Annotated in this window: 25 protein-coding genes, 1 pseudogene and 1 riboswitch; of the genes and pseudogenes, 7 read left to right on the forward strand and 19 right to left on the reverse strand. The window is 46.4% G+C overall.

Annotated elements, in window-relative coordinates; genetic code table 11:
* Positions 1-17: 17 nt before the first annotated feature.
* From dapF to BUC05_RS10950, 3 genes are all read right to left on the reverse strand, one after another.
* Positions 18-872 carry a diaminopimelate epimerase gene (gene dapF / locus BUC05_RS10940; RefSeq protein ID WP_437183794.1) on the reverse strand — a complete coding sequence of 285 codons (855 nt, stop codon included), beginning with the start codon at positions 870-872 and terminating at the stop codon, positions 18-20.
* 2 nt (positions 873-874) lie between these two features.
* Positions 875-1,114, reverse strand: coding sequence for a hypothetical protein (locus BUC05_RS10945; protein ID WP_011247777.1), 240 nt, complete (start codon positions 1,112-1,114; stop codon positions 875-877).
* A 67-nt stretch (positions 1,115-1,181) separates the two neighbouring features.
* Positions 1,182-1,418: a YuzB family protein gene (locus BUC05_RS10950; protein WP_011247778.1), complete on the reverse strand. Its 237-nt coding sequence runs from the start codon at positions 1,416-1,418 to the stop codon at positions 1,182-1,184.
* A 222-nt stretch (positions 1,419-1,640) separates the two neighbouring features.
* Between BUC05_RS10950 and BUC05_RS22140 the strand changes: the two are divergent.
* Positions 1,641-1,808 (forward strand): annotated as a pseudogene (locus BUC05_RS22140) (TetR/AcrR family transcriptional regulator); the annotation flags it as partial.
* Positions 1,809-2,207: 399 nt separating this feature from the next.
* Positions 2,208-3,275, forward strand: coding sequence for an NAD(P)/FAD-dependent oxidoreductase (locus tag BUC05_RS10955; RefSeq protein WP_041824716.1), 1,068 nt, complete (start codon positions 2,208-2,210; stop codon positions 3,273-3,275).
* Positions 3,276-3,317: 42 nt separating this feature from the next.
* Here the strand turns inward: BUC05_RS10955 and BUC05_RS10960 are convergent, their stop codons facing one another.
* Positions 3,318-3,632 carry a YuzD family protein gene (locus BUC05_RS10960; protein ID WP_011247780.1) on the reverse strand — a complete coding sequence of 105 codons (315 nt, stop codon included), beginning with the start codon at positions 3,630-3,632 and terminating at the stop codon, positions 3,318-3,320.
* 152 nt (positions 3,633-3,784) lie between these two features.
* Between BUC05_RS10960 and BUC05_RS10965 the strand changes: the two genes are divergently transcribed.
* Entirely contained in the window at positions 3,785-4,024 is a 240-nt protein-coding gene (locus tag BUC05_RS10965; RefSeq protein WP_011247781.1) for a NifU family protein, read from the forward strand.
* Between the two features lie 128 nt (positions 4,025-4,152).
* Here the strand turns inward: BUC05_RS10965 and thrB are convergent, their stop codons facing one another.
* The 4 genes from thrB to yutH form a co-directional block, all read right to left on the reverse strand.
* On the reverse strand, positions 4,153-5,046 hold the full coding sequence (thrB, locus tag BUC05_RS10970; RefSeq protein WP_073304687.1) for a homoserine kinase: 894 nt from the start codon (positions 5,044-5,046) through the stop codon (positions 4,153-4,155).
* Complete coding sequence (thrC, locus tag BUC05_RS10975) at positions 5,047-6,117, reverse strand: threonine synthase (RefSeq protein ID WP_011247783.1); 1,071 nt, start codon at positions 6,115-6,117, stop codon at positions 5,047-5,049.
* A complete protein-coding gene (locus tag BUC05_RS10980) occupies positions 6,117-7,418 on the reverse strand; it encodes a homoserine dehydrogenase (protein WP_073304689.1) in 1,302 nt (433 codons plus the stop codon). The genes thrC and BUC05_RS10980 overlap by 1 nt, the downstream gene beginning before the upstream one ends.
* 103 nt (positions 7,419-7,521) lie before the next feature.
* The gene (yutH, locus tag BUC05_RS10985; RefSeq protein ID WP_035202699.1) at positions 7,522-8,562 is read right to left on the reverse strand and encodes a spore coat putative kinase YutH; all 1,041 of its coding nucleotides are present in this window, start codon (positions 8,560-8,562) and stop codon (positions 7,522-7,524) included.
* A 101-nt stretch (positions 8,563-8,663) separates the two neighbouring features.
* Between yutH and BUC05_RS10990 the strand changes: the two genes are divergently transcribed.
* The gene (locus BUC05_RS10990) at positions 8,664-9,152 is read left to right on the forward strand and encodes a phosphatidylglycerophosphatase A family protein (RefSeq protein ID WP_011247786.1); all 489 of its coding nucleotides are present in this window, start codon (positions 8,664-8,666) and stop codon (positions 9,150-9,152) included.
* 105 nt (positions 9,153-9,257) lie between these two features.
* Here the strand turns inward: BUC05_RS10990 and BUC05_RS10995 are convergent, their stop codons facing one another.
* The gene (locus BUC05_RS10995) at positions 9,258-10,010 is read right to left on the reverse strand and encodes a TIGR01457 family HAD-type hydrolase (RefSeq protein ID WP_073304691.1); all 753 of its coding nucleotides are present in this window, start codon (positions 10,008-10,010) and stop codon (positions 9,258-9,260) included.
* Positions 10,011-10,026: 16 nt separating this feature from the next.
* Positions 10,027-10,479: a DUF86 domain-containing protein gene (locus tag BUC05_RS11000; RefSeq protein WP_063609003.1), complete on the reverse strand. Its 453-nt coding sequence runs from the start codon at positions 10,477-10,479 to the stop codon at positions 10,027-10,029.
* Between the two features lie 68 nt (positions 10,480-10,547).
* On the opposite strand from BUC05_RS11000, the gene BUC05_RS11005 reads away from it, so the two are divergent.
* Complete coding sequence (locus BUC05_RS11005; RefSeq protein WP_011247789.1) at positions 10,548-10,802, forward strand: hypothetical protein; 255 nt, start codon at positions 10,548-10,550, stop codon at positions 10,800-10,802.
* Positions 10,803-10,946: 144 nt separating this feature from the next.
* Here BUC05_RS11005 and BUC05_RS11010 read toward each other — a convergent pair whose 3' ends face one another.
* The gene (locus BUC05_RS11010; RefSeq protein ID WP_011247790.1) at positions 10,947-11,231 is read right to left on the reverse strand and encodes a YutD family protein; all 285 of its coding nucleotides are present in this window, start codon (positions 11,229-11,231) and stop codon (positions 10,947-10,949) included.
* A gap of 136 nt (positions 11,232-11,367) precedes the next feature.
* On the opposite strand from BUC05_RS11010, the gene BUC05_RS11015 reads away from it, so the two are divergent.
* On the forward strand, positions 11,368-11,910 hold the full coding sequence (locus tag BUC05_RS11015) for a YhcN/YlaJ family sporulation lipoprotein (protein ID WP_073304693.1): 543 nt from the start codon (positions 11,368-11,370) through the stop codon (positions 11,908-11,910).
* 65 nt (positions 11,911-11,975) lie between these two features.
* On the opposite strand, the gene lipA is transcribed toward BUC05_RS11015, so the two are convergent.
* Positions 11,976-12,905: a lipoyl synthase gene (gene lipA / locus BUC05_RS11020; RefSeq protein WP_073304751.1), complete on the reverse strand. Its 930-nt coding sequence runs from the start codon at positions 12,903-12,905 to the stop codon at positions 11,976-11,978.
* Between the two features lie 199 nt (positions 12,906-13,104).
* Between lipA and BUC05_RS11025 the strand changes: the two genes are divergently transcribed.
* Positions 13,105-14,115: a M23 family metallopeptidase gene (locus tag BUC05_RS11025; protein WP_035203580.1), complete on the forward strand. Its 1,011-nt coding sequence runs from the start codon at positions 13,105-13,107 to the stop codon at positions 14,113-14,115.
* A 55-nt stretch (positions 14,116-14,170) separates the two neighbouring features.
* Here BUC05_RS11025 and BUC05_RS11030 read toward each other — a convergent pair whose 3' ends face one another.
* The 7 genes from BUC05_RS11030 to BUC05_RS11060 all read right to left on the reverse strand — a co-directional run bounded on the left by BUC05_RS11030 (position 14,171) and on the right by BUC05_RS11060 (position 20,883).
* Positions 14,171-15,808, reverse strand: coding sequence for a Na+/H+ antiporter NhaC family protein (locus BUC05_RS11030; RefSeq protein WP_011247794.1), 1,638 nt, complete (start codon positions 15,806-15,808; stop codon positions 14,171-14,173).
* Between the two features lie 89 nt (positions 15,809-15,897).
* Positions 15,898-16,071: riboswitch (Lysine riboswitch) on the reverse strand.
* Positions 16,072-16,148: 77 nt separating this feature from the next.
* Positions 16,149-16,916, reverse strand: a complete 768-nt coding sequence (yunB, locus tag BUC05_RS11035) for a sporulation protein YunB (RefSeq protein ID WP_011247795.1) — start codon at positions 16,914-16,916, stop codon at positions 16,149-16,151.
* Between the two features lie 55 nt (positions 16,917-16,971).
* On the reverse strand, positions 16,972-17,460 hold the full coding sequence (locus BUC05_RS11040) for a dihydrofolate reductase (protein WP_011247796.1): 489 nt from the start codon (positions 17,458-17,460) through the stop codon (positions 16,972-16,974).
* Positions 17,457-18,251 (reverse strand): thymidylate synthase, encoded by a 795-nt coding sequence (locus BUC05_RS11045; protein ID WP_011247797.1) that lies wholly within the window; start codon positions 18,249-18,251, stop codon positions 17,457-17,459. Before BUC05_RS11045 ends, BUC05_RS11040 begins: the two co-directional genes overlap by 4 nt.
* 29 nt (positions 18,252-18,280) lie before the next feature.
* Positions 18,281-18,592, reverse strand: a complete 312-nt coding sequence (locus BUC05_RS11050) for a YunC family protein (RefSeq protein WP_011247798.1) — start codon at positions 18,590-18,592, stop codon at positions 18,281-18,283.
* Positions 18,593-18,646: 54 nt separating this feature from the next.
* The gene (locus BUC05_RS11055) at positions 18,647-19,993 is read right to left on the reverse strand and encodes a bifunctional metallophosphatase/5'-nucleotidase (RefSeq protein WP_011247799.1); all 1,347 of its coding nucleotides are present in this window, start codon (positions 19,991-19,993) and stop codon (positions 18,647-18,649) included.
* Positions 19,994-20,037: 44 nt separating this feature from the next.
* Entirely contained in the window at positions 20,038-20,883 is an 846-nt protein-coding gene (locus tag BUC05_RS11060) for a sulfite exporter TauE/SafE family protein (protein ID WP_244153296.1), read from the reverse strand.
* Positions 20,884-20,897: the final 14 nt, after the last annotated feature.

Consider the following 20,897-nt stretch of genomic DNA (forward strand, 5'->3'; position numbering starts at 1 on the left):
GCTTTTTAAAGCATCCGTTAAAGAAAGACATTCCCTGTGCAAATATACTCTGCTGGCCCACGCATGAGCACATCGCCATTCTCTTGCCATACAATTGTCAGATCGCCGCCAAGCAAGTGGACCGTTACCGGTACCCCCTGTTTCGCATACCCATTTAACACACTGGCGACGACTGCGGCGCACGCCCCTGTGCCGCACGCTTGCGTAACGCCTGAACCTCGTTCCCATACACGAAAATGAAGTTCTGTTTCACTGACTACTTCTACCCACTCGGCGTTAACCCAATCTGGGAATGCAGAATGTTTTTCGATCACAGGGCCAAGCGACTCAACAGGCGCTTCTTCGATTTGCTCTACAAACATGACTGCATGAGGATTTCCCATCGAAACAGCCGTCACTTGAACTGTTTCGCCATTTGCCTCTAGCTTTTCGCCGACAACAGGCTTATCCCCTTCACCGATCATTGGAATGGCCTGCCTTGTTAAACGTGGCTGTCCCATATTGATGGCGACTGCTCCAACACGCCCTTCCTCGTCTACCTCCACAGTAGCAAAAACAGGCCCGCCCAGCGTCTCAATCGAAAAGGCCTTTTCGTGAACCAACCCATGTTCGTAGCTATATTTTGCGACGCAACGCAACCCATTCCCGCAATTTTTCGCTTCCGATCCATCATTATTAAAAATACGCATTTTTATCGCGCATGAAGTGGAAGGGCCAATCAATATCATCCCATCACTGCCAATCCCTCGGTTCGGATCAGCTAGCCAAACTGCTGTTTCAGCTAAGCGCTCTTCGGGTAAATGTTCCTTAAATAGATTGATGTAAATATAGCTGTTGCCGAGGCCGTGCATTTTTGTGAACTCCATTTTCATCCTCACTTTCTTAACGGTTCGTCTGCCCAAAAATAATCGTCATCCGCTTCAACAATGGTCATCACTTTATGGCAACATGGCATGACAAGGCGAACTTTAAATGACTCTTTTGCCTGTGCGACATCCTTTTCTTTCAGGGGAGTCAGCACGTGTTCCGTTTGGCAATAAGGGCATGTTTCAATATAAAAGTCTTTGCCTTGCTGCTCATAAGGCCATGTATGGCTAAATGGTAAAAAGGCCATTTTATCGCTCCTTTATCATCGAAAGGAGCTGCAACAAAGTAGGTGCAGCTTCCTTATCTAGCAGCACTTAAAACATAGGATTTTCTTCTAAATATTTATAAATATTGGAAACCAACTCTTCTGGGGTATCTCCAGCTATATACTCGCCGTTAACGAGAGCGAAATGGTCGAGCGCACATGTGCCGCAATGGTTGAGGCAACCGTATTCAATAATATCCAAATTCGGGTCTTTTTCTAGCTCTTCCATCGCATCATGTGATCCGCTTGCCAAGTTGCTCAAACAAAATTCGATAATCGGTCTCATGTGCGTCACCTCAACCGTTATGCTACTCTGTCTGTCCACTAAAGTCAATCATCCCTTTTTAAGACCCCCAGAACAGTGAAGCACTCATTCATTTTGTAACAAAACGTTCAAAAACGGTTGTCGGATCTCTCATCAATCGGTATAATCAAAACTGACCGAGGTCACTTTTTTCATATCCTTACAAATTGGGGGTGAACCCGCCACTGTTATTGGTGGACCATTATGGCCGTCCTCCAGAAAAAGAAAAAGACCCGTTTGGCCATTTTAAATGCGGCCGTGGCCCTTTTTCATCAAAAAGGGTTTCACTCTACAACGGTACAAGAAATTACCAATCATGCCCGTGTAGCAAAGGGGACATTTTTTAACCATTTTCCTACAAAAGAATCGATTTTGCATGCGCTTGCAGAAGAGCGGCTGCTCTTGCTGGCAAACAGTCAATCCATCGGTGCTGGCAGCCAGCCACTGCTAACAAATATTCGGGCAAGCCTGCTCTACTTATTGGAAGACTACGATATTCACCCTACATTAACGGTGCTCATTTGGAAACATGCTGCTGAGCACGAAGATAGCCTGCTCACCCATTGGAAGCAGCTGCTAGAAGAAACGAAAGAAGAGTGGGTTGCTGGCACCATTGACCACAGCTTACTCGCCCACATTATTAACAGCCATGTTGCTTATGGGTTGCATGCATTCCGCCATGAACCAACTTGCATCGGTCTTGTTGAAAAAATAATGACACTTGTAGAGACAAGTTTTGGCACCATTTCAAAAAGAAGGAGACCTTTTTCCATGAAGAAACTCGTCGTATTAGGAGCAGGATATGGTGGCATGCGCTTGTTACAGCGGTTATTGCCTAACGACTTGCCAAAGGACTGGGAAATCATCCTTGTCGATCAGCTCCCTTATCATTGTTTAAAAACCGAATACTACGCTCTTGCTGCCGGAACAGCGTCGGACCATCATTTGCGCGTCTCTTTTCCCGAAGATGAGCGCTTGCGCATCAAATACGCGACCGTTACGGCCATCCATTTGCACGATTCAACGATTGACCTTGACAATGGCGAGTCGATTCCGTTTGACAAACTCGTCATTGGTCTCGGTTGCACAGACAATTTCCACGGCGTGCCTGGAGCTGACCAGTATACGTACAGCATTCAAACAATGGGCGCCACAAGAAGAACATATGAAGCGCTCAACAACGTTCGTCCAGAGGGAGTCGTCTCCATTGTTGGCGGTGGTTTAAGCGGTGTTGAGCTTGCTAGTGAACTGCGGGAAAGTCGGCCCGATTTGACGATTCGCCTATTTGACCGGGGCGATTACATTTTGTCAATGTTTCCGAAAAAATTAAGCACGTATGTGCAAAACTGGTTTGTCGAACACGGAGTCGATGTCAGCAACAACTCCAACATTACGAAAGTCGAACCTGGGGCGATTTACAACCATGACGAGCGCATCGCAACCGATGCAGTTATTTGGACGGCTGGCGTTCAGCCTGTTGATGTTGTCCGCGCTCTTGACGTTGAAAAAGACCGCTCTGGTCGGATTGTCTTGACTCCCCAACACTTTATACCAGATCATCCTGATGTTTTTGTTGTCGGCGACTGTGCAAGCCTGCCTCATGCGCCAAGCGCCCAGCTTGCCGAATCACAAGCAGAGCAAATTGTAACGATTTTAAAACATCAATGGAAAGGCGAGGCATTGCCTGAGACGTTGCCACGCATTAAATTAAAAGGTGTACTCGGTTCACTTGGCAAAAAACATGGCTTTGGCATGATGGGTGAAAGACCCCTTACAGGCAGAGTGCCGCGGATTCTAAAAAGCGGCGTGCTGTGGATGTACAAATACCATTCCGGTTGATGACTTGTTAAGCACACTGTTTGACAACAGTGTGCTTGTTTATTAGGCGAGAATCGCTTCCACTTTTTCAGCAATCATTTTTAAATTCGGGTTGCCTTCTGCAACCACTTCCCCATTTAAAACGACGAGCGGATAAAAATACTCTTCATTTAAAATCGCTGCAGCTAAGCGCTGTTTTTCGTCCGATGACTGCGGTTCGTCAATATCGACATAATGAAACTCAAGCGGCGCCTGTGGGAATTTCCGTATTAAAGCCGCTTCAAGCCATTCCTTTGTATCTAATGCACTAGGCAAATGCACGCAAGAAGCACATTTTTGTTTAGCGCCATAAATGGTAAACATGATTGATTTAGCCATTTGTTCTCCCCCATTCTTTCCTTACAGCTTACATGAGCACCGGCAAATCTGGCAACGTCTGTATGATAAAAATCGAGAAAGATGGTAGCAATGCATGGATTTTTTTTAACGCGCCTATTATAATGGAGAATAAGCAGAAAGGAGTGGTTCGAATGGAAACAAGCACTGAGTTGATGGAGCAAGTCCAAGAAGTACTTGACAAGCTTCGTCCGTTTTTGCTTCGTGACGGCGGCGACGTTGAGCTGATTGACGTAGAAGATGGCGTCGTAAAAGTTCGCCTTCTAGGTGCATGCGGTTCATGCCCAAGTTCAACGATTACGTTGAAAGCTGGAATTGAACGTGCTCTTCTTGAAGAAGTACCAGGCATTACGGAGATTGAACAAGTTTTTTAATCGCTAAAAATCAACAGCAGCATCGTTTCCATGCTGCTGTTTTGCACACAAAAGCCGACCCAAAAGGTCGGCTTCTTTTACGTGTCCATATCGTTTGTCAAACGCTCCTGCTAGCCTTAAGTAAAAAACTATGCTTGGGCAATCGACACGGCTGATCCTTGAACAGCTGGGCGCATAACTTCTGCACGGCAGGCAGGAAATTGCTTATGAAGGCGGCTTGCAAACGCCTCGCCTTTCCCTTCTTTTACTAAGCAAAGAATAATAGGCCCTGCACCGCTAAGCGCTGCACCGTAGGCGTCCTCATCTGCCTGGGCATAAGCGCAAACGTCTGGCAAGTGAGGAATCAACTGCTGCCGGTAAGGCTGGTGGAAGCGGTCTGCTAACATCATTTTGCCTACAAGTTCCCAATCTTGCTTGACAAGTGCCGCTGCCAGTACATTGGCGACTGAACTTGCCTGAACAGCTTCCTTGTACGATAGCATATCTGGCAAAACCGCACGCGCTTTTTTCGTAGCCAATATCTTCGATGGGATAAGAGCAACAAGGTCGATGTTTGGCGCTTCAACATGAAGGATCTCCGTCGACTCTTCGCTATGTGTGCCAATCACTAAGCCTCCATAAATTGAAGCAGCAACATTATCTGGATGTCCCTCCCATAAGGAAGCAAGACGGGCCTTTTCCGCTTTTGAAGCAAACTGGCCACAAACTGAAGCAGCCAATTCAATGCCAGCGACAATTGCCGCGGCACTGCTGCCGAATCCTTTTGAAAGAGGAATATCGTTCTTCATGACGACTTGACACGGGGGCAAAACCTTGCCCCACTCTTTGCTCGCAAACGTAGCGGCTTTTGTCACTAAATTATCGGTACCTATATTCTCCAGGCCAGGCGAAGAACAAATAAACGACCACTTGCTTGCTTGTTCAACTTCCAAGTGCAAATAACGGTTTAAAGCAAGGCCAATGGAATCAAATCCTGGCCCTAAATTGGCTGTGCTGGCTGGAACAGTAATCGAAAAAGCCATTTACTTGACCGCCGGCTTTGTGGCCATTAAGTAATCGGCCAACGCTGTTTTTGAATCTTCAACCGTTGTCGTTTGCACATTGGAAAGATCTATAGCTGTTGTCGGGTCCTTCAAGCCATTGCCAGTTAGAACGGCGACAATTTTGGAGCCCTTTGCTACTTTCCCTGCTTGAATGTGTTTTTTTAAGCCAGCCAATGATGCACATGAACCTGGTTCAGCAAATATGCCTTCTTTTTTCGCTATTTCCCGGTACGCCTCGACAATTTCTTCGTCCGTCACTAAGTCGATTTCGCCTTTTGATTCATTCGCAGCTTGTACAGCCAATTTCCAACTCGCCGGATTGCCGATGCGGATGGCAGTGGCAATCGTCTCTGGGTGCTCAATGACATGTTGCTTCACAATCGCTGCCGCCCCTTCCGCTTCAAATCCATGCATACGCGGCCGGCCCGTTTGGTGCAACTCATCGTATTCTTTAAAGCCCATCCAATAAGCAGAGATGTTTCCGGCATTTCCGACAGGGATCGCCAATACATCTGGAGCAGCCCCTAGCGCATCACAAATTTCAAAAGCTGCTGTCTTTTGGCCGTGGAGCCTATATGGGTTGACCGAGTTGACAAGGGCAATTGGCTCCGTTTCACATAATTCTCTTACGAGCGCAAGAGCGCGGTCAAAGTTTCCTTCAATTTCAATGATTTCTGCTCCGTACATCGCCGCTTGGGCTACTTTCCCAAGTGCCGTTTTGCCTTTTGGAATGACGACAATTGAACGAAGCCCCGCGCGGGCCCCGTAGGCGGAAGCTGCCGCAGACGTATTGCCTGTTGAGGCGCAAATAAGTGCCTGCGCCCCTTCTTCTTTTGCTTTTGCGACAGCAACAACCATTCCTCTGTCTTTAAACGAGCCAGTCGGGTTTGCCCCTTCATACTTCACATAAAGCTCTACGCCCCACTCTTCTGATAAATGTTCGAGTTTAATTAAAGGCGTATTGCCCTCGCCAAGCGTCAATGCCGGCGTGTTTTCCGTAATCGGCAAATACGAGCCGTATTCTTTTAAAAGTCCTGCCCAGGCAGCCATTATCCTTTTCCTCCCTCAACTCGGTACGAGCTTGCTATCGTTTTAACCACATCTAGCTGCTCAAGCTCTTCCATTAATTCCTTATATACAGCACGATTGGTTACATGTGTAATGATGACAATTTCCGCCATTTGTTCCTCTTCCAGTGGAAGCTGCAAAAGCTTTTCAAAGCTGACGTCGTATCTAGCAAATAACGACGTAATGCTTGAAAACGTACCAGTTCGGTCTTCTACATGCAGGCGAATAAAAAACTGTGATTGCTTTTCCTGCTCTTCTTTAAACACTGCTTCGTACAATGGCTTCATGGCCGCGTAGCCATTGACGCGATGGCGCATATTTTTCATGACCGACACGAGGTCGCTTACGACTGCAGTTGCAGTCGGTAATGAGCCAGCTCCAGGCCCGTAAAACATTGTTTCGCCAACGGCTTCCCCGTGGACAAAGACAGCATTGTATTCATTTTGTACGCTGGCTAGTGGGTGATCAGATGGCAAAAGTGTTGGTTCAACACATACTTCCAACCGCCCCTCATCTCTTTTGGCGACGCCGATCAACTTCATCGTAAGCCCGAGTTGCTCGCAAAAATGCAAGTCTTTGCCCGATACATTGGTGATTCCTTTCACGGCGACATCACTAAGCTGGACAGGCGCTGAAAAGCCGAGCGTCGCTAAAATCGCCATTTTCCTAGCTGCATCCAGCCCTTCTACGTCAGCAGTTGGATCCGCTTCAGCAAACCCCAGCTCTTGCGCTTCCTTGAGTACATCTTCATAGGAGCGGTTTTCCTGGCTCATCTTCGTTAATATATAGTTGGTCGTGCCATTGACAATTCCCATCATTTTTGTAATCCGGTCAGCCGACAACCCTTCCGTGATCGTCCGCAAAATCGGGATGCCTCCAGCTACGCTCGCTTCATAATAAACGTCCACCCCTTGCTCGGCCGCAAGCGCGAGCAGCGAAGCACCCCATTCAGCCATGAGGTCTTTGTTGGCCGTAACAATATGCTTTTTCTGGCGAATGGCTTTTTCAAGCAGTTGCTTCGTCTCGTTTACTCCGCCCATGACTTCGATGACAACATCCAAATCTGGGTCGTCAAGAATATCTTCTGGATTTGTTGTCAATTCCACACCGTTTACTTCAGATCCTCGCACTTTATCTATTTGTTTGACGAGTGCTTTTTTTATCGCGACTGGCCTTCCGGCTTGGTGCGCCAATTCATTTTGATGCCGTTCCACAATCGACACTACGCCAGTGCCAACCGTCCCTAAGCCTAAAAGGCCAACTTGAATCGCTCGTTCCCCCACACTAACACTCCCCACTGTCCTTATATAAAATACATGTGTTTTCTTATAATGGACATTATAAAAGGAATTGCCTGCGAATTCAAGCATTACTTTAGGCAACGCTCTATAAAGTCTGGCCTTTTAACCAATCAAGCAATGGCATTTGTGGGTAACGGCTTAGTTTTGCCTCTTCTGCCAATTCTCCGAGGAAATCGGCATTGCTTGTTTCCCGATCAAGCAACTGTTGGAATTGCTTTCCATACTCACGTTGTTCATGGGGAAGCTGTGCTTGGTAATAGTTTTCAATCACTTCAAAATAATGCAGTGGGAAAATCAAGCGGGCATACATCATTTGCCACGTATAGGGAGTAAGCACTTGCCACTCTTCATACCCCCCAAAAAATGAAGCGATCCGCTCCCAGTTCTGCCTAGTTTCCCCCATTGGCCTGTTCTCACGGATCCATTCGGCTAAATCGCGTGCTGGGTGGTCATATAAAAAGGCAGTAGGCGGTTTGACAATGTGGCCCCGTTCAGACATATAAAGCCAACTTGTCTCTCCAAACCGACGATGGCAAATCGTCGGTTCATCATGTAGTTCCTTTTTAACATCTAATTGAGTATCAACAGCAAATTGAATCGCATTTTCTGTCATTCCCATAAAGTAAGGATATGTGCAGAGAAATGCTTCATCGGTTGTCGTCTGGGGCCCTTGGTTCACGAGCGCTTGGTACCAATCTTCAAGCTGTTCCAACCTGGTCGCCCATAGCTCTTGCCATGGTGGAAAACTAGCCTTTTTCCAATGTTGGCGCCCTTGTTGACCGCGCTTATGCCATGTAAAAAGCTGCTCCCCTAAATCCCACTCCGATTGAATCCGGACGCCGCGAAATTCGTTAAATTCGGGGACTTTGAACACGTAGGCCTCAACGCCATCAATTAAGGCGGAAGACTGGTTGAAGCGATTTGGTACAAGTTCAAGGACAGATTCATCGCCTGCTTGGCGCATGAAGTCGCAAAACGCCATCATCTCCACTTCCTCGGCCATGCATTCATCCTTTGGCAAAATGATATAGGCTTGGTTATTTGCTCTGAAACCTTCATACGGCCCAACAGTAAAACGCTCGTCACAGTAAAGCTTATACTGGTCATACAAATTCCGTTCCAGCAATGTAGTTCCCTCCTTGCTCCAATCCCTTTAGTCTATGAGCCCATCGCATAAAATGTGTGCTTGCACGTAGACTATAAAAAGAAGGTTAAGGGAGGAACATAATGGGAAAAGACGCGGTGGCAGAGAAGGCAAAAGAATGGTTGCAAGATCGCGGAGTCAGTTTGCATGACATCGCCGTTCTCGTGTACTTCCTGCAAGAAAAATACCATCCTGGCTTATCACTAGCGCTATGCTTAGAAAATGTTGAACGTGTTCTTTCCAAACGGGAAGTCCAAAATGCAGTGTTAACGGGGATTCAACTAGATTTGCTAACTGAAAAGAAATGCTTGGAATCACCTTTGCAAGAGATTTTAGCACGTGATGAAGGGCTTTATGGCGTAGATGAAATTATCGCATTGTCAATCGTCAACGTTTACGGCTCTATCGGGCTCACGAATTATGGTTATATTGATAAACAAAAACCAGGAATATTAAAGAAATTAAACGATAAATCGACAGGCGCTTGCCATACATTTCTCGATGATATTGTCGGCGCGATTGCTGCGGCCGCCTCAAGCAGGCTCGCCCATAGAAAAGCGAACACGGAATAAGCCAGCCACATTGATCGTGGCTGGCTTAGCTGAGAGGCAATTACCGGAAAACGGACGAAGGACACAGCACCCTTTCCAATAACGAAGGGACCGGCAAAGCTCCCTTTATATTGGCCAGTCGTCTAAAGAAGGGATGCTATATGTCGGTTGAATTTTATACGCAGATAAATCGGTTGTGATTCCTGTTTGTACATGGATCGTGTCGATGCCAGCATGAATGCCAGCAAGCAAGTCTGTATCATAATTGTCGCCGACAAAAACAGTGTGACGCGGGTCAAGCTTTAACTGTTTGATGGCAGCTTCAACAATCGCAGCTCCTGGCTTGCCAATGACAATCGGTTCTGTTTTTGTTGCGTACGCCACCGCTGCTACAAGGGCGCCGTTTCCGACAACAAGCCCTGACTCGGTTGTAATCATCGCATCTGGATTTGTCGCAATCAAGTCCGCTCCATTTGCCACAAAGCGGGCTGCCTTGCTCAGTTTTTCATGGGTAATCGCCCGATCTAGCCCAATGACAACAGCATCAGGCTTGTCTTCTGTCTGCGCAAAGGCTGCCAATGCTTCAAACAGCCCTTCTTCGCCAATAATATAAAGCGCGGAATGAGGCATTTTTGCTTGTAAATAAGAGGCTGTCGCTACGCTAGAAGTCATAATTTGCCAAGGCTCGGCTAAGATGCCCATTCCATTTAATCTTTTGGCAACTTGTTTGGGGCTTCTCGTTGAATTGTTCGTAACAAAGCCATAAGGAATATGGCTGTTGGCCAATTTAGTGATAAAATGGATTGCGCTTACGATTGGCTCATTGCCATGATATACGGTCCCATCTAAATCAAATAAGTAGCTTTTATAGGTCTTCATTGTCCACCTCTATGCGTTAACGAGTGTCTTTATCTGGAAGAAAAGCGGTAATGACGCCAAGTTCATTTTTTAAATATTGGCGGACAGCAGGCGGGAAAGCTTCCAAACTTGGCTGGCTTTCCTGGAGCCAGCTCCATACGTCGTTCGCTTCTAAGCTTGCATACTGATAGACAAGCGCTTTACGGCGGCGAATCAACTGTTTTAACCCTGCTGCCGTTTCGTCTGTAATGACTTTTTCATCGAGCAAGATGTCGATAATATCTTCATATCCCCCTGGATCACGCATAATGAAGGCATCAATCATCTGGTTGCCGACGTCAATGACTGCTTCAATGAGCACAGAAGCAGTTCGTTCTAATGCAAGGCGGTCCTTGTCGCTCGTACCAAACGCCTCCTCCTTCATCATTTTTAACAAATGTTCCATATAATTAAGCGTTTGTTCGATGCGCTTCCTGTCAACAAAATACATGGATACCTACTCCTTTTCCCAGCTATTGTTTGCCACTTTTCGGGCAGACTGAGGATGGAGGTGATCAGATGGCAAAAAGGAAAGCCCGACAAGCGTATGACGAGTTCACGAATGTCGAAGCAATGCACCTTTATATTATTCCAGAAGAATTGCCTGAAGGGCCTTACGGGGCACCAGTCGGAAAAGAGGAACCGGTCGTGAATAAAACAACCGAATGGAAAGAAGGCCAGCGCACTTATAGTGCTTTTAATTATGTAAACAAAGACCTTCATGCAGGCTTACCCCGGAAGTATCCGAATCACCATCCACCACACGACAAATAAAACGGAGCAAAGCTCCGTTTTATTTTCAGAATGGAGCCAAACGCTCGCATCCTTCGTTGTTCGCCTCGGCTGCCAAGCATTTTCTATTTAGTCTGAGTGATTTTGCCGACTTTGTCGACAACCTCAAACGGAGTGGCGCTCCGTTTACATAGCTTGTTTCCTTACTTTTCGCAAGACAAAATAAGCGCAACCAAAATTGCAATACTCGTAAAGATAGTCGGGTAACGTGCTTATTTTTTTATCGAATGTTGATTTTTTGTTTTTGTCATCAAAAAAGCCGCGCAACCGCAGTTGGTTGTAGCCCCAATCGCCGACGATGTAATCATATTTGTTCAGCACATCGCTGTACCGCGCTTTGAACGCCTCTTCATTCCAACCATTGCGCTCGTTTTCGAGGACTTCATATTCAATGCCTGAAATCGTCACCATCGTACGCACCTCAAATCGGATTGGTCTGCTGTTATTTTACCATAGGAACAAAAGACATGCTTGCCTTTAGCCATATTTTGTTACAGTTAGCTTTTCTTAAAAGTGCGCATGCTATGAATGAAAGGAGCTGGTTCTTATGAAGAATCGCTTTGTGCCTGCTGTGGCAAGCCTCCTATTGCTGTGCGCTTGCACAGGCAACAATGCTGGTCTCGATACTAATGGACAACGCATGCAAACATTGGACAATGATACACTTATGGCGGAAACAGGCAGAGATTTTGGTTATGGGTTTTCCCGCTATACCGAAAACGAAGTAGGACGGGCAAACAATACCGTTGGCGCCTTAACAGTTGATAGAGGGATGCTTGCCGATGTGGTCACCCGGTTAGTCCTTAGCCTTGAGCAAATTGAAGAAGCCGCAACGCTTGTCACTGACAAATATGCGCTCGTTGTGTATGAAGATCGAGCACAGCAAATGACAGAAGAAGAAGTGGCCGAACAAGTTAAACTGGCGGCATCGGCTTCACTGCCGCGTTTTTACGAGGTATACGTGGCAAACGACCGTGCTCGCATAAGAGATATTGAGCGTTTTGCTTCACTGCCATCTGGTAATGGCTATCAACATGTTTTACAAGATACGATCGAAACATTTAAACAATACCCACAGGGCAATCAGTAGAGAACGATTATGCATCTTGCATAATCGTTCCACACTGTTGCTTGTCTCTGCTATTAAGCATCGGTTTATACGCGCTGTTGCTCCCCTTGTGCTTTTCTTGCTTCCATGTTCACTTGCGCTTGGTTCACTTGTTCGTCTGCATGGTATGACGAACGGACAAGCGGTCCCGCCTCGCAATGGCTAAAGCCTTTTTGCATAGCGATTTCCTTTAACTCGGCAAATTCGTCTGGATGGTAATACTTAATGACTTTTAAATGTTTCTTTGTAGGTTGTAAATATTGGCCAATTGTCAAAATGTCAACATTATTAGCCCGCAAATCATCCATTGTTTCTAAAATTTCTTCCTTTGTTTCCCCTAGGCCTACCATTAGGCTCGATTTAGTCGGAATATCAGGATGCATTTCTTTGGCTCTCCGCAAAAACTCGAGTGTGCGGTCATATTTTGCTCGTGCTCTAACTTTTGGCGTCAGCCTTCTTACGGTTTCGATATTATGATTCATTATATTCGGGCGCGCATCCATTAATGTTTGCAAGCTTGATTCATTGCCAAGCATGTCAGAAGGCAAAACTTCAATTGTGCAAAATGGGTTTGCCCGGCGTACGGCTCGTACCGTTTCGGCAAACACTGCGGCGCCGCCGTCTTTTAAATCATCACGGGCAACAGCAGTAATAACGACATGTTTTAACCCCATGGTCTCCACGGATTCCGCCACGCGCTCTGGCTCTTGCAAGTCAAGCTCCGTTGGCAAGCCTGTCTTGACTGCACAAAAACGGCAACCTCGTGTACAAATATCGCCAAGGATCATAAAAGTAGCCGTTTTTCGAACCGCCCAACATTCATGGATGTTCGGGCAGCGTGCTTCTTCACATACGGTATGTAGTTTTTTCTCACGCATCATTTTTTTCAAGCCTGTATAAGACTCGTTTGTATTTAGCTTGATTTTTAGCCAGTCCGGTTTGCGCATATGCTGCTCTTTTTCATCTTTTTCTGGCATTGTCACTCCCACCCTTCTGCAAATGAACCGATCTCTTCTATTATCGTACCATGAATTCTACCTCGAACCAACAAGGGAAACGGAATTATTCCAACATTAGTACACGCTGCAACTGGTAAAGATTCTCTGTCATCATTTCGGCCAATTGGCCGAAAACTATACAAAACCCCATAGAAAGGAGCTAGCACAATTGTCTTATTTGCGACGCCGTGTATGGCTATGTTTGCTTGTTGTTCTTCTTAGTTTTTCTAGTTTTTGGCCAGACACAGCTGCAAGTGCGCAAAAGCAGACAGATCCAAACTTATATTCAGAAAGGCTTGCTTTGTATAAAAAAATGGAAGTTCTTACGAGCGTCCCTTGGCCCTATTTAGCAGCTGTCGACTCCTACGAACGGGGTTTACGGAAAGCGTTAAGGGACCGAGAACAAGCAAAAGGCCTTGTGTCTATTTACTATCCAAAAGAAGAATGGGTTGGCGCACTAAATCCAAACATAAACGACAATGATCCAACGACAATCAGCTTATTTGAAGGAATCGGCCTTGATGGAAATGGCGATGGGAAAGCGAACATTGAGGATGATGAAGACGTCCTTTATACATTTGCTCGCTATTTAGAGTCTCACGGTTACTCAGATGAGGATTTCCGTATTGCCCTCTGGCATTTTTACCAACGTGAACAAAGCGTTAACATTGTCAGTGGCCATGCCAAAGTATACGAAACGTTTCAAACGCTCGACTTACATCAACATGCTTTTGTCATGCCCCTTCACCATCATTATAGCTACCGTAGCACGTGGGGAGCCAAGCGAGGCTGGGGCGGTAGGCGCATTCATGAAGGGACCGACATTTTCGCCAATTACAATGTCCCGATCCAATCTTCTTCATACGGCATCGTTGAAACGATTGGTTGGAATCCTTACGGCGGCTGGCGTGTAGGCATACGCGACCTTGACAACATTTATCACTATTACGCCCACTTAAATGGCTATGAAAAAGGATTAGAGAAAGGGTCGATTGTAAAGGCAGGACAAGTCATCGGTTACTGTGGCAGCTCAGGCTACGGCAAACCAGGAACACAAGGTAAATTCCCGCCTCATCTTCATTACGGAATGTACAGGGATAACGGTATCAGCGAATGGTCATTTGACCCATTTCCTTCGTTAAAACAATGGGAGCGCGCGGACAAAAACGCGAAAAAAAACAATTCGTAAACAAATAAGCCTGCCAGTCGCTCGCATTAGTCGAGATCCTGGCAGGCTGTTAGGGTTATGATGATTGGGCTGCTTTCTTGCCTGAAGCTTGTTTATTAAACGCTTGAAGTGCCAACACCGTAACAGCGAGGAGGGCACCAGCAGCAATCCAAGCAAAAATCGGGCCGAAGAAGCCAAGGACGAGAAAAGCAACACCTGCGATTATGGCCGTTAACACCGCATAAGGCAACTGCGTCATCACATGATCCATGTGATGAGCGCCAGAACCAGCTGCCGACAAAACCGTTGTATCGGAAATCGGCGAGATGTGGTCGCCAAAAATCGAACCGGCTAAAACAGCTGCAAACATTGGGATCGCCATCGACGGCTCAATCAGTGCTGCCATTTGCCCGGCAATCGGCAGCAAAATACCAAATGTTCCCCACGACGTCCCTGTCGCAAGCCCAGAAAAACAAGCAATTAAGAACAGGATTACAGGCAAAAAGCCAGGATTGACAGAGTCACTCACTAATGATGCCAAAAACGCGCCTGTTCCTAAGCGATTAATCATTTCAATCGTCGTCCAGGCAAGCACTAAAATGTAAATAGCCGGCATCATTGCCGCCAAACCAGCTTTCAATGCTTTTCTGAAGTCTGGCAAATTTGGTTTAGACGCTAACGTTGTCGCAACAGCAACGATAAAACCAATGCAACTGCCGAGAAGGAGCGAAAAGCCGATATCCGTGTATTCGAGCATATTGAGCATTGTCGCCGGCAACCCTTCCGCAGCAGCTGCCGTTGCGCCAGTGTAAAACAAAAGGGAAGTGGTGGCAATGACAAGGGCAATGATCGGCAAAAATAGCTGATAAACGCGGCCATTAGTCATGACGAGTGCTTCATCTAAATCGCCAGGCACATCGCCTTTTGCCGGGTCCGTCAATTCACCAGTGGCTTTTGCCCGGTCTTCATGGCGTTTCATTAGGCCAATGTCGATGTTAAATAAAATGATAAGGACAATAAACAACAGCGCAATTAATGCGTAAAAATTAATCGGTACTGTGTATAAAAATGCTTGGAATGCGCCGAATTCTTCTAACTGGTTAGCAGTTAAAACAGTCGCCAACGTCCCGATAATGAAAGCACCCCAGCTAGATAAAGGCATGATGACACAAATGGGCGCTGACGTTGAATCAACAATGTAAGCAAGCTTCGCCCGAGACACACGGTATCGGTCTGTTAATGGTCGGCTCATATTGCCGACAGTAAGAGCGTTAAAATAATCATCAATAAAAATGACAAAGCCTAACACAAATGGCAAAAACAACGATGACTTTCTCGTCTTAATCCGTCTTGACGCCCAGCGGCTGAATGCTTGTCCCCCGCCGGAAAATGTAATTAAGCTCGCGACCATGCCAACCAGCATTAAGAATAAGACGATATACAATTCCCAATTATTTAATGCAAACCGTGCATCCGCAATGGCTTGCCCAACACCGGAAAATGTAGGCGAATCGACTGCTTCAAAGGAAAACAACAATCCGGCGATTGTTTGGAATATGCCAGCCAGTGCTTGCCCTATATGTTGGTCAAACACCATAAAGGCACCGACCAAAATTGCAATCCCGAGAGAGATTAACACTTTTCGTGTCAATATCACGAGCGTTAATGCCAGAATCGGCGGCAATAGCGACCACCATCCAAATGCATGTTCCAAAAAAACCTCTCCTTTAACGTGGCTGTTTGCTCTATTAAAAAAGACAATGATGGAGATTTCCATCATTGTCCCGTACAATAAACAGTCCCATCCATAGTAGTTCTCCACAGTTCCCTGTGACAGTCCGACACTTCTTCAATGCCAGCCCAGCTAAAAAGCAGCAGGCCCTGCTTTTTGCTTCGGCAAAAACCCCTTTCCCTTTTCTTCAAAGCGGGCCTTCGCTCAAAAAAGGTACTGATGGTGTTTGCGCCTCTACCCCATCTGGCAGATGAGGTGTTCCTATTCAATTCTGTATCAGTTTATCACATATTTTTATGCCAGACAACGACAAAATACGACTTTATTGACTGTCATTTTCTTCCTCAGGTTGTTGGTCTGTATTCGCCTCAAGAGCTGGATAATTGACGATAGGCAGTTGGCCTCCATAAAACTGCGGCACTTCCCCAGAAATAAAGGCAAAACCTGCTGGCAACTCAACCGATACTGTATCTGCCGTCTCAGAAAAGGGCAAAATCACATCCATGCCCACTTCGATCGTGACATAAAAAGACAGCCTCGTATTGTTAATGCCCAGCTGCTCGCTTTCGTCCTTCATGCCTACTTTTGCATCGCCAATCAATGCAAACCGCAGGGGAATGCCTGGCCCGACATCGTTTAATAACGAGTTGTTGAGCGCTCTTCCTAAAGGGATCGTCGCCACTGTGCCTTCGCTTGCGCCGTATGTATTGTCTTCATTGCGTTGGATTGCATTTATCGCCTCATGGACACGGTGCTGGACATTACCGAGGAGCTTGTTGTATTTTTGAGTGTCCAAAGTGACATACGTAATCTGACCGTCTCCGTTCGTTTCAGTAATGAGCATATCGTTCATGTCAGTTTGGCCTAGCTCATCAGTCAACGCTTGCTGAATCGTATACGTCGCAATCCGCTCCATTTCCCGATGGGCAATTTGCGAAATAATCGGGCGCAGCTGTTGGTCGACAAACCAAAGCCCTTGCAAGGACAAAAGCGCGAATAGCACGGACGAAATGAGCAGCACATAGCGAAAAGGAAGCGGCCCTCTTTCTTGTTTTTGGCCTTTAATCGGGCCTCCTTTAAACCGTTTCATGTGTCCCCCTCCCTTTCCTTACATCTCTATGCAAAAGAAAGGGGACACTTACCTGTTATTTTGCTTGTTTACGCACGTAAGTCCGATATTCGTGGGGATAGCGGTTTTTTTCATCAATTGGTCCAGGCACTGTCTCCACAAGCTCCCATTCTTGCTCAGAAAGAGGGGGGACAAACGTATCCGCTTCAAATTTTTCGTCAATGACCGTGACAATGTGTTTGTCACATATATCCCATAACAGCGCAAAAATCTCCGCTCCACCTATGACGTAAATCGCTTCCTGTTTGCTAAGTTGCAGGACATCGTCGAGTGAATGAATGACTTCCGCTCCTTCTGCTTGAAAGGAACGGCTTCTCGTGAGAACAACGTTTTTGCGGTTCGGCAATGGCCCACCCATTGAGTCAAATGTTTTTCGGCCCATGACAATCGTTTGACCTGTCGTTGTCCGCTTAAAATGGCGCAAATCAGCAGGCAAATGCCAAGGCAATCCGTTGTCTTTCCCGATGCCATAGTGGGCGTCTCGTGCATAAACAAACACAATCATACGGACACCTCTGCTTTAATATGCGGATAAGGATCATAATGTTTCAGTTCAAAATCATCGTAAGTAAACGCAAACAGGTCTGTTACCTCTGGATTGATATGCATCGTAGGTAGCTGTTTTGGTTTACGCGTTAATTGAAGCTTCGTCTGTTCAATATGGTTGTTGTACAAATGGGCATCGCCAAACGTATGGATAAATTCGCCAGGCTTTAATCCGCACACTTGGGCCATCATCATCGTTAACAGGGCATAAGACGATATATTAAAAGGAACGCCAAGAAAAATATCGGCACTGCGCTGGTACAATTGGCAAGAAAGTTTTCCGTCGTTTACGTAAAACTGAAACAAGCAATGGCATGGCGCAAGCGCCATTTCTTCAATCTCCGCGACATTCCACGCATTGACAATTAAGCGGCGAGAATTCGGATTCGTTTTTATTTGCTCAACCACTTCAGTAATTTGGTCGACTGTTTTGCCGTTTGCCCCTTCCCAGGAGCGCCATTGTTTTCCGTAAACAGGCCCAAGGTCGCCGTTTTCATCCGCCCATTCGTTCCAAATACGAACGCCATTTTCTTGCAAATAACGGATGTTCGTGTCGCCTTTTAGAAACCAAAGCAATTCATGGATGATCGAACGCATATGCAATTTTTTCGTTGTGACAATTGGAAAACCCTTTTCTAAATCAAAGCGCATTTGGTAACCAAATACACTAATGGTGCCAGTGCCTGTCCGATCTGATTTTGGCGAGCCGTTTTGCAAAACGTGCTCGCATAACTGCAAGTATTGTTCCATAAAAACGTCAACTCCTGTTTTCAATTCATTTACATCGATTGTTTCATTTTTATAAGCGCGTCTTTTCCTGTCATTCCTTTGTGAATGCCTAACTCCTCACACTTGAGTGTAACAGATTCCAGCGGCGCTTCAAGCAACTGTTCGATTGTGCGCACGCCAACCGCACGTCCTGCGATAATTCCTCGTTCTTTTAGCTTTTCGTTTAACAGCTTCACGTCAAGGGCCCCACACATAATGTATCCTGTGTCGCATGTCACGGCCATAAAGTTTGTTTTCGGCAATTTGACCGTAATGGCGACAAACGTTTCCTTCTCAATCGTAATTGGCTGAACATCAATCATTGGCCCCGCTCCTTTGTAAGTTGTTTCACCACAACATATGAGCAGGCAAAGAAATCAGTGCCATTTTTTCAACATGTCCAGCAGAATATCGCGCAAAAATTCAGGGAGCAAATACGTTTTCTTTTTCGCCTCGGCAATTTTCGGGAACAAAAACCCAAACGTATACATGTCCAATGTCGCCAGTCTGTAAATGTGTTCGGCAACAATCGGTTTGCCACAAACGAAGAGGCCTTCAGGCTTGACGTCAATTCCTGTATACACCATCGTCCCGAGCACTTTCCCTCGGAAACCAAATCCTTTTAACTGCAATTGTACAATATCATCGGTTTGCGCACGCTCAATCGTTTCGGTCAGTTCCCCACCGGTCAACTCAACAATGCACGGGTTAATCGGATGAGGGCAAATGCGATGAAGATCACCGTACGTGACTGGCCCTTCCGGCAAGCTTTCCAACAGCACGCCTGCATTTAGCATCCCAAGCTCAGCGCCGCACCAAGCACTCAGTTCGTCACACAGCGCTTGCGGCCCAGCCGAATGTTCGAACCATTTGACTTCCAGCTTTCGTGTAAGAACGGCCGCAGGCGCACTTAAAGCAGCTTGCGCCTTTGTTTGCAACGACTGTAGGAGCGTACGCGCACCCGGATCCTCATCAAAATTCCGGGGGTCAAGCAGTTCTTCTTCTGCGGAAAGAAATTTATGGCTTCCTTCTGCAAATTCAAGCGACAATTTCCCCAAGTATTGGCCATGTTTGCCCGCTTGAGCGATCAGTTTCCCACTAATGCGCTTTCCATATGGGAGGGCATGGTGTGTATGGGCACCGATAATGACATCAATTTCAGTAATTTCAGCAGCAATTTGTTCATCCCGTGGCAGCCCTAGATGAGAGAGAAGGACAAGTGCATCTGTCTTGGCAGCAACTTGTTGCGCCAACTGGCGAAGTCTTTCTATAGAAAAAGCGACATCCCAACCCAACTGCTCATAGAAATGGATCATGGAGGCAGTGTAGCCAATATAGCCGATCCGAATGCCACCTTCCATTTCATCGATCCAATAAGGTTTGATCCAGTGCGGATAAGTCCCTGTTTGTTGGTCAATTAAATTGGCGGCAAGCACTTGGAATGAAGCGTGCTCGTACATCTCGTAAAGCATTTGTTTGGAAAATGTCACACCTTCGTTGTTGCCAGGCACGGCAAAATCAACGCCTGCTTCATTTAATAGCTCAATGTTTCCTTTTCCGTAAGTCGCTTCTGTAAGCGGGTTTGCCCTGTCTGCATGGTCTCCTAAATCGACATAGCGCATAAGGGGATGGCGATGCCGCTTTATATATGAGACAATCCGCGGCCATGTGGCAAAACCGCTGTGGATGTCGTTTGTATGATAAATGGTAACCGTCTTGGTCACAAAGTCGCCTCCTCTTATTTCGATCTGTTCCTGATGTGTGGTGTTTATAGCAGGCCTTGGAGAATAAACTGCACCGCAAGCCCGATAAAGACAAGCTTCATCAACCACACGAGCAAGTTCGAGCGAATTCGTTGGTTGAGCCAAGCACCCGCCTTGCCACCAAACCACGCGCCAGGAATAAGCGCCAGTGCATAAAGCCAGTGGATGTGACCAGCCGCAAAATGGGCAGCTGAACCTGACACGGCCGAAAACAAAATAACAAGCATGGCAGTTGCAGCAGCTATTTTAGCAGGGAACCCAAACCAGACAATCATGACGGGAACCATTAACGCCCCTCCACCGACGCCGAAAAGGCTCGATAAAAAGCCCACGCCAATGCTGACTACAATGGCGGCAGTAGGCGAATAGCCATAAACATAACGATTTCCAGCTTCATCCGTGCTCTCACGGATCACCCCTTTAACAGGCGCATCTTTGCGTTTTAGCTTTCCCCGCAAAAATAAACTACCCGCAATAACGAGCATAAAAAGGCCAAAATAAACCATAAACGAATCCGTTGACAACACTTTGCTGGCGCTAGTCCCAAGAATCGCCCCTGGAACAATACCAATCAAAAAAAGAAGTGCGCTTTTCCAATCAATCGTTTTCTGTTTATGATAGGCCAGCACAGAAGAAATGCCAGTAAAAATCATAACAAATAAAGACGTGCCTGCAGCTGTTTGCGGAGAAATGACGTCGACAGCAGCAAACAAGCTACCGAGTCCAAGCAAAGCAGGCACGACGATTACACCGCCCCCAAGACCGAGCAAACTCCCAAACGCCGCTGCAGCAAAACCTACTAATACGAGCAGTACATATTCCATTAAAAAACCAGCTTTCTGTATAATCATATTTAAATATGGAC

The sequence above is a fragment of the Shouchella rhizosphaerae genome, from assembly GCF_900142675.1.
GTDB classification, from domain to species: Bacteria; Bacillota; Bacilli; order Bacillales; family Bacillaceae_D; genus Shouchella; species Shouchella rhizosphaerae.

Bases quoted from the DNA above. Each gene is read 5' to 3' on its own strand.
- dapF (WP_437183794.1), bottom strand. From the start codon at position 872: ATGAAAATGGAGTTCACAAAAATGCACGGCCTCGGCAACAGCTATATT.
- BUC05_RS10945 (WP_011247777.1), bottom strand. From the start codon at position 1,114: ATGGCCTTTTTACCATTTAGCCATACATGGCCTTATGAGCAGCAAGGC.
- BUC05_RS10950 (WP_011247778.1), bottom strand. From the start codon at position 1,418: ATGAGACCGATTATCGAATTTTGTTTGAGCAACTTGGCAAGCGGATCA.
- BUC05_RS10955 (WP_041824716.1), top strand. From the start codon at position 2,208: ATGAAGAAACTCGTCGTATTAGGAGCAGGATATGGTGGCATGCGCTTG.
- BUC05_RS10960 (WP_011247780.1), bottom strand. From the start codon at position 3,632: ATGGCTAAATCAATCATGTTTACCATTTATGGCGCTAAACAAAAATGT.
- BUC05_RS10965 (WP_011247781.1), top strand. From the start codon at position 3,785: ATGGAAACAAGCACTGAGTTGATGGAGCAAGTCCAAGAAGTACTTGAC.
- thrB (WP_073304687.1), bottom strand. From the start codon at position 5,046: ATGGCTTTTTCGATTACTGTTCCAGCCAGCACAGCCAATTTAGGGCCA.
- thrC (WP_011247783.1), bottom strand. From the start codon at position 6,117: ATGGCTGCCTGGGCAGGACTTTTAAAAGAATACGGCTCGTATTTGCCG.
- BUC05_RS10990 (WP_011247786.1), top strand. From the start codon at position 8,664: ATGGGAAAAGACGCGGTGGCAGAGAAGGCAAAAGAATGGTTGCAAGAT.
- BUC05_RS10995 (WP_073304691.1), bottom strand. From the start codon at position 10,010: ATGAAGACCTATAAAAGCTACTTATTTGATTTAGATGGGACCGTATAT.
- BUC05_RS11000 (WP_063609003.1), bottom strand. From the start codon at position 10,479: ATGTATTTTGTTGACAGGAAGCGCATCGAACAAACGCTTAATTATATG.
- BUC05_RS11005 (WP_011247789.1), top strand. From the start codon at position 10,548: ATGGCAAAAAGGAAAGCCCGACAAGCGTATGACGAGTTCACGAATGTC.
- BUC05_RS11010 (WP_011247790.1), bottom strand. From the start codon at position 11,231: ATGGTGACGATTTCAGGCATTGAATATGAAGTCCTCGAAAACGAGCGC.
- BUC05_RS11015 (WP_073304693.1), top strand. From the start codon at position 11,368: ATGAAGAATCGCTTTGTGCCTGCTGTGGCAAGCCTCCTATTGCTGTGC.
- lipA (WP_073304751.1), bottom strand. From the start codon at position 12,905: ATGCCAGAAAAAGATGAAAAAGAGCAGCATATGCGCAAACCGGACTGG.
- yunB (WP_011247795.1), bottom strand. From the start codon at position 16,916: ATGAAACGGTTTAAAGGAGGCCCGATTAAAGGCCAAAAACAAGAAAGA.
- BUC05_RS11040 (WP_011247796.1), bottom strand. From the start codon at position 17,460: ATGATTGTGTTTGTTTATGCACGAGACGCCCACTATGGCATCGGGAAA.
- BUC05_RS11045 (WP_011247797.1), bottom strand. From the start codon at position 18,251: ATGGAACAATACTTGCAGTTATGCGAGCACGTTTTGCAAAACGGCTCG.
- BUC05_RS11050 (WP_011247798.1), bottom strand. From the start codon at position 18,592: ATGATTGATGTTCAGCCAATTACGATTGAGAAGGAAACGTTTGTCGCC.
- BUC05_RS11060 (WP_244153296.1), bottom strand. From the start codon at position 20,883: ATGATTATACAGAAAGCTGGTTTTTTAATGGAATATGTACTGCTCGTA.